Annotated in this window: 10 protein-coding genes; 4 read left to right on the plus strand and 6 right to left on the minus strand. The window is 64.2% G+C overall.

Going from position 1 to position 13,644, the window contains the following annotated elements; translation table 11 throughout:
* The first annotated feature begins 101 nt into the window (after positions 1-101).
* Positions 102-1,853, plus strand: a complete 1,752-nt coding sequence (locus tag QFX32_01015) for a CHASE4 domain-containing protein (GenBank protein ID MDI9632619.1) — start codon at positions 102-104, stop codon at positions 1,851-1,853.
* 31 nt (positions 1,854-1,884) lie between these two features.
* On the opposite strand, the gene QFX32_01020 is transcribed toward QFX32_01015, so the two are convergent.
* Positions 1,885-3,216, minus strand: a complete 1,332-nt coding sequence (locus QFX32_01020) for an ABC transporter substrate-binding protein (GenBank protein ID MDI9632620.1) — start codon at positions 3,214-3,216, stop codon at positions 1,885-1,887.
* Between the two features lie 69 nt (positions 3,217-3,285).
* Here QFX32_01020 and QFX32_01025 point away from each other — a divergent pair, with 69 nt between their 5' ends.
* Both QFX32_01025 and QFX32_01030 read left to right on the plus strand, forming a co-directional pair.
* On the plus strand, positions 3,286-4,014 hold the full coding sequence (locus tag QFX32_01025; GenBank protein ID MDI9632621.1) for an ABC transporter ATP-binding protein: 729 nt from the start codon (positions 3,286-3,288) through the stop codon (positions 4,012-4,014).
* Between the two features lie 31 nt (positions 4,015-4,045).
* Positions 4,046-4,765, plus strand: a complete 720-nt coding sequence (locus QFX32_01030; protein MDI9632622.1) for an ABC transporter ATP-binding protein — start codon at positions 4,046-4,048, stop codon at positions 4,763-4,765.
* A gap of 129 nt (positions 4,766-4,894) precedes the next feature.
* On the opposite strand, the gene QFX32_01035 is transcribed toward QFX32_01030, so the two are convergent.
* The 4 genes from QFX32_01035 to QFX32_01050 form a co-directional block, all read right to left on the minus strand.
* Positions 4,895-5,857, minus strand: coding sequence for a branched-chain amino acid ABC transporter permease (locus QFX32_01035; GenBank protein MDI9632623.1), 963 nt, complete (start codon positions 5,855-5,857; stop codon positions 4,895-4,897).
* Positions 5,854-6,735: a branched-chain amino acid ABC transporter permease gene (locus QFX32_01040; GenBank protein MDI9632624.1), complete on the minus strand. Its 882-nt coding sequence runs from the start codon at positions 6,733-6,735 to the stop codon at positions 5,854-5,856. The genes QFX32_01035 and QFX32_01040 overlap by 4 nt, the downstream gene beginning before the upstream one ends.
* Positions 6,736-6,769: 34 nt before the next feature.
* Positions 6,770-8,095: an ABC transporter substrate-binding protein gene (locus QFX32_01045; GenBank protein ID MDI9632625.1), complete on the minus strand. Its 1,326-nt coding sequence runs from the start codon at positions 8,093-8,095 to the stop codon at positions 6,770-6,772.
* Positions 8,096-8,307: 212 nt separating this feature from the next.
* On the minus strand, positions 8,308-8,871 hold the full coding sequence (locus QFX32_01050; protein ID MDI9632626.1) for a DUF2121 domain-containing protein: 564 nt from the start codon (positions 8,869-8,871) through the stop codon (positions 8,308-8,310).
* Between the two features lie 325 nt (positions 8,872-9,196).
* Between QFX32_01050 and QFX32_01055 the strand changes: the two genes are divergently transcribed.
* Positions 9,197-12,889, plus strand: coding sequence for a PAS domain S-box protein (locus tag QFX32_01055; protein ID MDI9632627.1), 3,693 nt, complete (start codon positions 9,197-9,199; stop codon positions 12,887-12,889).
* Between the two features lie 23 nt (positions 12,890-12,912).
* On the opposite strand, the gene QFX32_01060 is transcribed toward QFX32_01055, so the two are convergent.
* The gene (locus QFX32_01060; GenBank protein ID MDI9632628.1) at positions 12,913-13,599 is read right to left on the minus strand and encodes a small multi-drug export protein; all 687 of its coding nucleotides are present in this window, start codon (positions 13,597-13,599) and stop codon (positions 12,913-12,915) included.
* Positions 13,600-13,644 lie beyond the last annotated feature (45 nt).

The following is a 13,644-nucleotide window of genomic DNA, read 5'->3' on the forward strand; positions in this document are numbered from 1 at the left end:
GAACTGCGGCACGGACCGCCGCATTTGATGTGGGCGGAGTGCCAACCCATACCTGAATCGATGACACAACTCCGCAACGCACAGGGAGATGACCCCTCGACATGAGAGTCCGCACGGGAGTCCTCCTCGCCCTCGCGGTGGTCACGGTCGCATTCGTGCTCATCGCTGCCATTGCCACTCAGGCAGCACTCTCCCCGGCGGTGAGGGAGATCGAGGGGAGAGACGCGAAGAATGCGGCACTCCAGTTCACGAGGATACTGGAGAACGACCTTGCAGCTCTCCGCGGGACTTGCGAGGACTGGGGGAAATGGGACGACACCTACTCTTTCGTGAGGGGGGAGAACGAGGCCTACATCGAGGATAACCTTGCGAACGAGACGTTCACCGCCCTCCGTATCGACCTCATGCTCTTCTACGACGCAAACGGCACGCTCGTTTACGGGAAGGGGTACTCCACGTCTGAAGGATACCTGCTCCCCATCCCGCGGGAACTCGAGGAGCTTCCCGTGTATCCCGGTGGCAGCCCGGGGAGCCCTGCCGGCGACGTCCCCCCCGTCTCCGGGGTACTCGCGACGGGCGGCGACCCCCTTCTCGTCGCGGTAGGCCCGGTCCTCCCGAATGACCGCGCAGGGTACGCGGCAGGCTACATCCTCGCCGGGAGGTACCTCGACGCGAATGCCATCTCCCACTACGCGTCCCTCATGACCGCGCAGGTCGCGATCAGGAGATACGGTCAGGACGAAGATGTATCCGCGCGCGAGGGAGCACCAGGGGGGGCGGTCCCCTTCTCTGTCCACTTCCCGGACCCCGGCGAGGTCATGGTCGTCGAGGTACCCCTCAGGGATGTCAAGGGGGACGTCGTGTACGTCGGGGAGATCACCCTCCAGAGGAGTGCGTACCAAGTCGCGAGAAACGGCATCGTCCTGTTCATGACCCTCGTCATCCTCACGGCGGGTGTCACGGGGCTTTCCGCCATCCTCTTCCTCGACCGCAACGTCCTCGCGAGGATCGTAAAGCTCGAGGGGAGGGTGAGGGATATCGCGGAGAACAGGGATTTCCGGGAGAGGACCGGTCTTTCGGGCGACGACGAGATCGCGTCGCTCTCCCGGAGTATCGACGGGATGCTGGAAGCCCTCGAAGAGCGCGCGGCAGCGGAGCACGCCGCGAGGGAGAACGAGAGGCTCGCGAATGCGAAGCTCACGCTCCTCGCAGGCATCACGCGGCACGACGTCCTCAACCAGGTCACCGTTGTACGGGGGTTTGCAGACCTCGCCGGGGAGTACATCCCGCCGGGTTCCCCCGGCCAGGAGTTCCTGGACAGGATAAGGGTCGCCGCGAAGACGATCGAGAACCAGCTAGGGTTCATGAGGGAGTACGAGCTCGAGGCATCGCCCGCGTCCATGGCGTGGATCGACGTGAGGGAGATGTTCCTCGACGTCGCGCGGGGGATGGGCCTCCCCGGCGTGAAGGCAGAGGTCCTCTTCGACGACCTCCTCCTCTACTCTGACCGGCTCCTCGGAAAGATATTCTCGACGCTGATAGACAATTCCCTCAGCCACGGGGAGAGGGTGAGCCGCATCACCCTCTCGTTCCACGAGACCGGCGAGGGGGGAGTCCTCGTGTACGAGGACGACGGGATAGGCATCCCCACCGACCAGAAGGAGATCATCTTCGAGCAGGGGGTAGGGAAGAACCTCGGACTCGGACTCTACCTTGCCCGCGGTATCCTCGCGGTCTATGGTATCCGTATACGGGAGACAGGAGAGTACGGGAAGGGCGCCCGGTTCGAGATCCTCATCCCCCGCCACCTCTACCGGAGGAAGGGGGAGGGGGACGGGGTCCCCCGCCCGTAGCAACCGCGTTTTCCCGGGAAGGGCCGCGGGGTCACGGCGAGGCTGCCTGGCCCGGCACGTACCAGTCGGGGAGGACGAAGTCGGTCTCCTTCATGTGGGCCGGCCAGACGATCCTCGGCCTGAGCGCGCCCGCCTTCTCGTCCCAGACGAGCTGCTCGAAGAATAGCTCGAATTTCGCCTCCCGCGCGTCCGGTGTGAACCGTATCACGCCGCCCTGCATCGCCTCGACGAGCTGGGGCATCTCGAGGCTCGAGAGCGCCCGCGTCACCGCGGCCTTGTCCCGCGTCCCCGCCTCTTCCACTGCCCGCGCAGCGATGTAGATCCCCTCGTACGTCGATGCTCCCATCATGCCGGGATACGACCCCCAGCGCTTGTGGAAGTTCTCGCGGAAGGCAACCATGTCGTCTGCCACGGGTCCCCTCGGGATCGCGTAGGGGCTGAACCGCGTCTCAATGACGGAATACTCCCCGTACTTCCCGAGCCCCGCGTAGTAGTCCGGGTCGTCGTTGCATTCCACCGCGAGGAAGATGGTGTCGAGCCCGACATCCCTCCTCGCCTGCGTCACCATCGGGATCTGCTCGTTGAGGAACGCGGCAGGGTACACGACGTCGGGACCGGCTGCCTTCACGGACGAGAGCGGCGTCCTGAAGTCGGTCTCGCCCATCTTGTAGGTCTCCTCGGCCACGATCTCGATGCGGAGTCCCCGCTTCTCGATCGTGTCCTTCACCGCCTTCTGGACGCCCTTCCCGTAGGGGCTGTCCTGGATGACGAGCGCCATGCGGAGCGGCCGGGAGTCAGGGAAACCGAACCGCTCGTTGATCGCCGGGCGGATGACATCGTACGCGAAGAGCGTCGTCTGTTCCCCGTAGTCGTCGGTGGTCGGGCAGTAGTGGAACATCGTGCGCGTGTCGATGTCCGTGCGGCGTGTGACCGCGGGGGTCGATGCACCCGTGATGATGTACGGGATGCCGTGCTCGGCGACGATTGCCTGGTGCGCGGAGACGACCGCACTCGAGAAACCGCCCACGAGGACGTGGACACCGTCCTGCGTGATCAGGCGGGACACGGCCTTCTGGCCCCCTTCCCGCGTCGACTCGTCGTCGCCGAGGACGAGCTCGATGGGGACGCGGGTCCCGAGATCCTTCACGTAGACGCCACCCTTCGCGTTGATCTCCTCGGCCGCGATGACCGCCGACTGCCAGATGTCCTTTCCCGTCGTGCTCGCCGGGCCCGTCATCGACGCGACGACACCGATCTTGAGGGTCTCGTTCGTGCGCGTTCCCTGCTGTGCGCAGCCCGCTGCGAGCGAGAGGACGACGAGGAGGAGGACCGCGAGAGAGAGTTTCCATCTCAATTCCACCATCTCCAAAGGTTATGTTTAATATGCTGTATGTTAACATATATCATGCTATTTGATAGCAGGGTGCATGGGATGCTGGTCGTCAATGGAGTGACCAAGTCTTTCGGGGGCCTCATCGCGGTCAAAAACGTGAGCCTCTCCATCGATGAGGGCGAGATCCTCGGACTCGTCGGCCCGAACGGCGCGGGCAAGACGACTCTCCTGAAGGTGATCTCGGGCATCTACCGGCCGGACGCCGGGGGGATCTCCTTCCGGGGGGAGGACATCACCCGACTGTCCCTCGACGCGGTCTGCAAGAGGGGTATCGCGAAGACTTTCCAGCACCCGCGTTCCTTCCCGGGGCTCACCGCGCGCGAGGGAGTGATGATCGCGGCCCTCTACGGGAACGGCCGGAGGATATCGGTCCGGCAGGCGTCAGAAGAGGCAGAGGAGTGCTTAAGGACCGTCGGGTTCCCCATGGAGAAGGTCGACAGCCCCATCAACAGCCTCAATACCTTCGAGCTCCGCCGCACCCAGCTCGCCCGTGCTCTCGCATCCCACCCCCGCCTCCTCCTCCTCGACGAGCTGACGACAGGGCTCACGCCGCAGGAGGGGAAGGAAGCCATCGCCCTCATCCGGAAGCTGCGGGCCGGTGGCCTCACCATCCTGATGATAGAACACGTGATGCGGATCATCATGGGGGTCTCTGACCGCATCGTCGTGCTCGACCACGGGGAGAAGATCGCGGAGGGGGCACCCGAGGAAGTCGTCGCGGACGAGAAGGTCATAGATTCTTATCTCGGGGAGCGCTACCATTTCTGACACGACTGCTCCCCGGGAGTGGAAGAGGAAAATGCCCCCGATACTCAAGGTAGAAGACCTCTCCGTCTCCTACTCCAGCCTCCAGGTCCTCTGGGACGTCTCCTTCCACGTCGACGAGGGCGAGATGGTCACCCTCATAGGCTCGAACGGCGCGGGGAAATCCACCCTCGTCTCTGCCATCTTCGGGCTCGTTCCCCCGTTGAAGGGGAGGATCGTCTTTGACGGGGAGGACATCACGGGTCTGCCGACCTACGAGATCGTGCGCAGGGGACTCTCCCTCGTCCCCGAGAGGAGGGAGCTCTTCCCCCGCATGACCGTGAGGGAGAACCTCGAGCTCGGTGCATTCGCCACGGGGAGGAAGGGAAGGGAGGGGATGAGGGACAAGGAGGAGCACGTCCTTGGACTATTCCCCCGCCTCGCCGAGCGGGAGAACCAGGAGGCCGGGACACTCTCCGGCGGGGAGCAGCAGATGCTCGCGATCGCGCGGTGCCTGATGTCGGATCCCCGGGCGATCGTCCTCGACGAACCGTCGCTCGGCCTCTCCCCTAAGCTCGTCCATGCCGTCCTCGAGGCGATCCGCCACCTCAACGAGGAAGGGATCACCATCCTCCTCGTCGAGCAGAACGTGAGGAGGGCGCTCGAGATAACCCACAGGGCGTACGTGATGGAGGCGGGGAGGATCACGCGCGCGGGGAATTCCGCGGAACTCCTCCACGACGACCGGATCCGAGAGGCATACCTCGGCATCTGAACCGGTCTCCCCCTCCCCGGGATATTCCCGCGCGCAAGTCCCCGGGTGGGGTCCCGGCGCTCGCCCCGCGATCCATTTTACCGTTTTTCCCTCCTTTCCGGCACGCGGCGGCCCGATCCCCGGAGCCGGTCACTTCCCCGTCCTCGCCCTTTTCCCGAGCGCGCTGGGGAGCGAGACGAGCCCCCTGGGGAGGAATATGATGGTGAGGACGAGGAGGATACCGATGATGACGAACCGCGCGTACGAGAGGCCGAACATGCCGAGCCCGTCCCAGAGGATGGTGACCACGATCGTCCCGACGACCGGCCCGGAGAGCGTCCCGAGTCCCCCGGTGATGGAGTAGATGACCGGCCAGAAGGAGAGCTCTATCCCGAAGATCTCCGGCGTGATGTACCCGAAGTGGAAGATCTCGAGCCCCCCGGCGATCCCGCTCACGAATGCACTGAGGGCGAACGCGAAGAGCTTGAAGGGGACAGGGTCGATCCCTGCCGCGCGGGCCTCGACCTCGTTCTCCCTGATCGCTGCGAGCGCGAGGCCGACGCGGGACCGCAGGATGAGTGCGAAGAGGACGAGCACGGCGACAGTGACCGAGAGGACGAAATAGTACTCGACGAGGAGACTGCCGGGGACCGTGGACGGCACGATCTTCGGGACCGCGTACCCGTCCCAGCCGCCCGTGAGGGGTGCAAGCTGGCTCACGACGAGTGTCTGGATGATCACCGCGAACCCAAACGTCACCATCGCGAGGAACCACTCGCGGAGGCGCACGCACGTGAGCCCGATCAGCGTCCCCACGACCGCGGAGAACAACCCCCCGAGGAAGAGCGCGGGGAGCGGGGGGACCCCGAGCCGCACGACCGAAAGGGAAGCGGTGTACCCCCCTATCCCGAGGAACGCCGCGTGCCCGAGCGATCCCTGGCCAGAGAAAGTGAGGAAGTTCCAGGCCGAGGAGTAAATGATGAAGACGAGGAGCAGGACGAGGAGTGTGAGGAGGTAGTGATTCTGCCCGGAGAGGAGGGGGAGCGCGAGGGAGAGGGCGAGGAGCCCTGCCAGGAGGAGGTTCCGCCGGTCAAGTACCTGCCGTGGTATCATTCACTGCCCTCCCCGAAGAGTCCCGTGGGCCGGACGACGAGGACGACGATGAGGAGGACGAAAGAAATCGCGTCCTTCCACGACCCGCCGAGGAAGTAGGCCGTGAAGTTCTCGACCATCCCGATCGCGAGTCCCCCCACGATAGCTCCCGGGATGCTCCCGAGGCCCCCCAGTATGATGATCGCGAACGCCTTGATGGCCGGCACGGACCCCATGTAGGGGTTGAAGACCTGCCCGCTCACGGCCCAGAGGGTCCCCGCGGCCCCCGCGAGGCCCGCACCTATCCCGAAGGTGAGCATGTCGAGCCTCTCCACGTTGATCCCCATCAGCATCGCTCCCCTCCGGTTCTGGCTGGACGCGCGGATGGCCTTCCCCGTGGCAGTCCTGTGGAGGAAGACGTGGAGGCAGGCGAGGATGAGCGCGGTCACCGCGATGATGATTGCGTAATCGAGGGGGAGCGCGACCGGGCCGAGCCCTACCGCCTGGTCTGCGAACGGGCTCTTCATGGAACGCCACTCGTCCGTCCAGACAACCGCGACCGCGTTCTGGAAGACGTAGATGAGCCCGAGGCTGATGAATATCTCGTTCAGCTTCCCTGTCCCGAGTATCGGCCGGAAACAGAGGCGCTCCACGACGACCCCGACCACGACGAGGAGGGGGACGGAGAGGAAGAGGAGGAGGTAGGGGTTGAACCCGCTCAGCACGAAGAAGAAGAACGTGAGGTACGTCCCGAGCATCAGGAACTCGCCGTGGGCGAAGTTGACGACCTTCATCACCCCGAAGATGAGGTTGAGGCCCGTCGCGAGCAGGATGTAGATGCACCCCGCGTAGAGCCCCCAGAAGGCAACCTGTCCGAGAATCGCCGCGCCACCGTCCATGCACTAATCCCTCTCCCTGCGGAAAAATAAAGATTCAGGGAGATCCGGGGGAATACCAGTCAGGAACCTTGAACTCGCCGGCCTTGAGTGCGTCGGGCCAGACAATCGTCGGGCGGGGTTCCCCGCTCTCCTTGTCCATGGAGAGCTGGACCACGTAGAGCTCAAACTTGCTCTCGCGGTACTCGGGGGAGAACGAGATGACCCCGTCCTTCATGATCTCCATCATCTGGGGAATCTTCGCGGATGCGAGGGCGTCGCGAATCTTCGCCCTGTCGAGGCTGCCGGCCTGCTCGATGGCAGCCGCGGCGATGTACACTGCCTCGTACGTGGCTGCCCCCATCATCCCGGCAAACCCGCCGTACTTTTTGTCGAAATCCGCGAGGAATTTCCGGGTCGCAGCCTCGGTCGATCCCGCCGGGACGGCGTAGGGGGAGAACCTGCTCTCCATGACCATTCCGTCGCCGTACACGCCGACACCGCTGTAGTAATCGGGGTCGTCGTTGTTCTCTATCGCCATGATGACCGTCGCGAGCCCTACATCCCTGCGCGCCTGTTGCGTGAGCGGGACGAGCTCGTTGAGGAAGGTGACCGCGTAGATGACGTCAGGGTTCTTCGCCTTCACCGACGTGAGGACCGTCCTGAAATCGGATTCGCCCATCTTGAAGGGCTCCTCGGCGACGATCTCCACCGGGAGGCCCTTCTCCGCGACGAGTCCCTTCACGGCCTCGAGCTGGCCCTTGCCGAACGGGCTGTCCTGGTAGATCACGGCGAGGCGGAGCTTCCTCTCGTCCGGGAACCCGAACTTCGCGTTGATCGCAGGCCGGAACACCTCGGTGAGGAACTGTATGCTCGCCTCGGCCGAGTCGTCCGTATTCGGCCTGTGGAAGAACATGTAACTCGTGTCGAGGTCCGTCCTCCTCGAGACCGCGGTGCTCGACGCGCCCGAGATGATGTAGGGGACCTTGCTGTCCGCGACGATCGCCTGGTGCGCGGAGACAACGGCACTCGAGTAACCCCCCACGAGGACGTGGACCTGGTCCTGCGTGATGAGCTTCGTCACGGCCTTCATCCCCCCTTCCCGGGTCGACTCGTCGTCCCCCGGGACGAGGCGGATGGGGAGCGATCGCCCGAGTTCCCGGACGGGGACGCCTCCCCGCGCGTTGATCTCTTCCGCGGCGAGCTCCGCGGACTGCCAGATGTCCTTCCCGGTCGTGCTCGCGGGTCCCGTGAGGGAAGCGACGACCCCGATCCGAATCTCTCCCGGAGCAGTGGACTGCGGTGACTGGGTGCACCCGGCCCCGAGTACAAGGGCGGCGAGGAGCGCTCCGAGAACCAGGAATGCAACACGGTTGGATCTCATTGAACTCACCATGCTATGATATAGCATGACAATGGAGAAGAACTGCGACGGTCAAGGTTATAGGATTTTTGTTTCAGTTCTCGTTCCCCCGCGGGCGCAGGGATGGAAATCAAGGGGGCGGCCCGGGTCGACCATTTTACTCCCCGCCAGTATTCCCAAAAAAAAGCGTGCAGTCTCCCGCCCCCGCGGTAGCCGCAGGGGATGCGAGGGTGTCACCTGCGTGGCAGCGGCACGCTCTCGTCGGTCTGGACGAGGGAGAACGATTTCGAGACTGACGGGGTGCGTGCCGCCGCCTCCTCCATCGCGGCGAAGATCGCGCGGAGGGCATCCGCGGGCGTGCCCGCCCTCTCCCCGAAGCGAGACTGAATGCACCGCCGGGCGATATCCTGCGTCGTCCTGTTCCCGAGGACGATGAACCTGCTCGCGCCTCCCCGCGCGATCTCCCTCTCTCCCCCGCCTCGTGATTCAAGCATGGCGTAGTGCCCGCAGGAGACGAACAGGGTCCGGTACCGGAGCATGGTCCCGTCCCTCTCGCTCACCCTGCCGACGAGGACACCCCCTTCTTCCCAGACCTTGCACCTGTCGTCGCGGATGGAGATCCCGACGCCGCGCTCCCTTGCCCTCGCGCGGAGCTCCTCCTCGTTTTGGATACGCCCGGAGTAGATCTCGTCCTCGAGGAGTTGCACGGACCTCTCGTCCCCGCGGAACCAGATCTCCCTCCTGTCGCCTGCCATGAAGGACCGGTCCCTCCCGCAGAAGGCGATCACGAGGCTCACGGGCAGGTTCCTCCCGCTGATAGGGATTTCCCCACGGTCTTTTCCGCTTTTGCCCCAGTCATGGTGCGTGATTTCCGTCCCCTTGGATCCTTCCCGGAATGAGTGGTATATTTTTGGCATCTTAAGGAATCGCATCAGGGACACGACCGTGGCCCTGTCCGCGGGCCGTCACCGCGCCCCGCGGAATTCCTTGCCCGGCTGCGCGAAAACCGGGTCCTCCACGCCAAGGTGATTACAGGTCGTTCGCCAAGAATTGTCGTTCCATATCATTGATTCATAAAAAAATGTTTATTTCGCACGCGGTGTAACTCCCTCGACGGGGGAAATGCCGGGGGAGAAGTTCCGCGTCCTCTACGTCGACGACGAACCCGCGCTCCTCGAGGTGGGGAAGGCATTCCTCGAGAGGTCCGGGAGCATCTCGTGCGACACTGCCCTGTCCCCGAGGGAGGCAATCGGCAGGCTCAAAATCGAGCATTACGACGCAATCATCTCCGATTACCAGATGCCCGACGTCGACGGGATAGAATTCCTGAAGTTCGTCAGGAAGAGGTGCGGGGACATCCCCTTCATCATCTTCACGGGGAAGGGGCGCGAGGAGGTCGTCATCCAGGCACTGAACAACGGCGCGGACTTCTACCTGCAGAAGGGTGGCGACCCGCTCTCGCAATTCGCTGAGCTTGAGCACAAGGTGAAGCAGGCGGTCGGGCGCTTCAGGGCGGAGGAGAAACTCCGGCGAATCAACCGGTACAACGAGATTGTCATAGAGGTAAACACGGTGGCCTTCCGGTGCAGGGAGAAGGAACCCTTCCTCGCCGAGGTATGCCGCGTCCTCACGAGAAATGGGGACTACGCGTCGGCGTGGGCAGGACTGTGCGACGTGTCCGGGAAACGGCTCGTTCCCGTTGCATCGTGCGATTCCCGCGGGGACCCTTCTTCAATTGGTGCGCGCAATCCGGTCGATATCGGTGCACTTGAAAGTCCCCCCTTGGAGAAGGTCTTCTCGGGGGAGACAGCTTACACTACCCTCGACTCGCTCCCCGGACTTTTCCGGTCCCACGGTGATGTACAGGGGCCTGCCGCCGGGACACCGGTTGCACTCGTCCCCCTCTTTGTCATGGGGAAGGTGAGGGGGGTCCTCTGCCTTTCGGCAGCGCGCGCGGACGCGTTCTCCGCGGAGGAGATGGCGTTCATCGGTACGCTGGGCTTTTCCGTGTCGACCGCGATCGAGCGGATGGATGCCGACGAGGTGAGGAGGCGCGCCGAGGAAGCCCTCGCGGACTCCCTCCGGCAGATGCAGGACCTCATCGAGTTCCTCCCCGACCCCACGTTCGCCATCGATAATGCCGGGAGGGTGATCGCGTGGAACCGGGCGATGGAGGAGATGACCGGGGTAGGGAAGAGCGCCATCCTCGGGAGAGGCGACCACGAGTACGCGAGGGCATTCTACGGGGAGAAGCGCCCGATGCTCGTCGACCTCGTCGCCGGCGGAGATCCCGGTGCAGCCCGGCTCTATCCCGGCGCAAGGAGGGTGGGAGAGACGGTGGAGGCCGAGGTGACCCGTCCATCGCCGGGAAACGGCGGGGTGGTGTTCCTCTGGGTAAGGGCAGCCCCGCTCTACAACAGGAATGGGGAGCGGGTCGGCGCCATCGAGACGGTCAGGGACATCACCCGCATCAAGGAGACCGAGAAGTCCCTCCTCCAGAAGAACGAGGAGCTCGCGGCATCACTCGAGGAGATCACGGCGATAGAAGAGGAGCTGCGGCAGCAGATGGAGGAGATCGCGCGGAACGAGCAGCTCCTGCGCGAGAGCGAGGAGAGGTATCGGACGATCTTCGAGAACACGGGGACCGCGACCGTCATCCTCGGCGAGGACGGCACCATCCTCCTCGCAAATGCCACTTTCGAGAGGCTCTCGGGGTACCGGAGGGACGAGATCGAGGGAAAGATGAAGTGGATGGAATTCGTGGTCCCGGAAGACCTCGGGTGGATGCTCGAGCAGCACAGGAAGAGGAGGGTCGATCCCCGGTCCGCGCCTACCCGGTACACTTTCCGGTTCGTGACCCGGTCAGGAGAGGTGAGGACGATCGACCTCGCGGTGGACATGATCCCCGGAACCACGACGAGCGTTGCGTCCCTGCGTGACGTCACCGAGGAGAAGAGACTGGAAGAGGAGCTGCGTTTGCTCACGGAAGAGTACCAGCACCTCCTCGACAGCATGGCCGACGTCTACTACCGGGCCGACGCGGAGGGGAGGCTCGTGAAGGCGAGCAGGTCGTGGGCAACCCTCCTCGGATACGACAGCGTCTCGGAGTGCCTCGGGAAGGACATCGCGCGGGAGTTCTACTACAACCCGGAGGAGCGGCAGAAATTGCTCGAGGAGATCTCGAGGACCGGACGCGTGACAGATTACGAGGTCACCCTGAAGAGGAAGGACGGGACGCCCGTCACGGTCGCAACGAGCAGCCACCTCGTCCGCGATGCCTCGGGCAGGATCACCGGCGTCGAGGGGATCTTCCGCGACATCTCCCAGAGGAAGCAGCTCGTCGAGGCACTCGCAGAGGCCGAGCAGAAGCTCTCCTCCATCATCCAGTTCCTCCCCGACGCGACGTTCGTCATCGACAGGAACGGGACCGTCGTCGCGTGGAACAGGGCAATAGAGGAGATGACGGGAATCCCGGCGAGCGAGATGGTAGGGAAGGGGAACTACGAGTACGCAATCCCGTTCTACGGGTACCGCCGCCCGATTCTCGTCGACCTCGTCTTTTGCCCGGGAAGCGAGGTGGAGAAGATGTACTCGTACGTGCACGCCGAGGGGGAGACGCTCACTGCCGAGACCGTGAACGCGAGGCTGCGGGGGAGGGAGGTGGTCTTATGGGGCAAGGCCTCCCCGCTGTACAACAGCCGAGGGGAGAAAATCGGCGCGATCGAGTCGATAAGGGACGTCACTGACCGAAGGCAGATGGAGCAATCGCTGCGCGAGTCACTCGAGACACTCAGGGCAGTGATGGACAGCGTCGACGCGGTGATTTACGTCGCGGACATGCAGACGCACGAGATCCTCTTCATCAACAAGCAGGTGAGGGAGGATCTCGGCGAGATCACGGGGAAGAAGTGCTGGCAGGCCATCCAGAAGGACCAGCCCGGCCCCTGCCCGTTCTGCACGAACCCTCTCCTCGTGGATAGCGAAGGGAAGCCCACGGGGACTCACGTCTGGGAGTTCCGGAACTCGGTGACCAACCGCTGGTACGAGTGCCACGATACCGCGATACCCTGGACAGACGGGAGGCTCGTGCGCCTCGAGGTCGCAATCGACATCACCGGCCGGAAACAGACCGAGGAGATGCTGCGGGAGAGCGAGGAGAAACTCCGGCTTGTGAACAGGAAGCTCTCGCTCCTCCACTCTGTCACGCGCCACGATATCAACAACCTGCTCACGGTGGCAGGGGGGTACCTTGACCTCCTCAAGAACGAGACGCAAGGAACGGCCGCGAGGGAGTACATCACCAAACTCGAGTCCGTCTGGGAGCGCATAAACGGGATAATTAGATTCACGCGTGAATACGAGGAGATCGGCGTGCACGCTCCCGGCTGGCATAATTGCCGGGAGATCATCGAGAGGGCAACGAAGGGGGTCCTCCCCGCACACGTCCGGATTCGAAACGAGATCCCGGATGACCTCGAGATATACGCCGATCCCCTCGTCGAGAAGGTCTGCTACAACCTCGTCGAGAACGCGGTGACCCACGGGAGGAAGGTGACGACGATCAGGTTCTCGCTCGCGGAAAGCGGGGAGAATGCCGTCATCGCGGTCGAGGACGACGGCGTGGGGATACCCCCGGAGGAGAAGGAGAGGATATTCGAGAGGGGGTACGGGAAAGGCACGGGGTTTGGACTCTTCCTCTCGCGCGAGATCCTCGGGATCACCGGGATGTCGATACGGGAGACGGGGACCTATGGGGAGGGCGCGCGGTTCGAGATCCTCGTCCCCTCAGGCTGCCTTCGGAAGAAGGGCCGGTGAGGGGCGCGGGAACGGCGTGGCAGTCACCGCGCGACCATCCGCCGGTACGCGGCGTACGCGCCCGCGATGACGATGACCACGCACGCGGCGAGGATAAATCCCCCCGCGGGATCGGCGGCCGCGGCGTCCTTTACCACCTGGGATCCGACCGCGATCAGGCCGCACCCGAGGAACGCGCCTGCCGCGATGGCAAGGAGCGTGCGCACCGGCGAGAGGCCCACCATCCAGCCGAGGAGCGATCCCCCGATGCCACCGCTGCCCTGCAGGGGGAACATCACGAAGAGGACGACGCCTGCGAAGGAGAACCTCTCGAGCCACGGCCGGCGACGGACGAAGTCGTTCCCCTTCGCGAGGAACCGCGCGATCCAGCGGCCGAGGAGGGGAATCCTGCCGGAGACGTCGCAGTTGAGGGCCATGAATATCCCGGCGAGCACGTCCATCAGCCCGATGGAGAACGCGACGAGCCACCACGGGAGCCCGAGGGCAATCCCGAGCGGGACGATGGACTCCTTCCCCGCGGGGGGAACGAGGTACGCGAGCATCAGGCCGCCGAGGAGGAGCGCGCTCTCGCGGGGCATGAGGAGGAAACAGAGGGAGATGTAGGAACCGCCGATGGCAAACGGGATGGCGACGCGGACGAGCCGCCCGGGCAGGGGCACTCCCCACACGGGACAGACCTCGGGGATGGTGGATCTCAACGGGATGTCCATGGGGATGGCGCCACCTGCGAAACGTCGCATCACAATTCTCGCTCG

The organism is Methanolinea sp. (assembly GCA_030055515.1).
GTDB lineage: Archaea > Halobacteriota > Methanomicrobia > Methanomicrobiales > Methanospirillaceae > Methanolinea_A.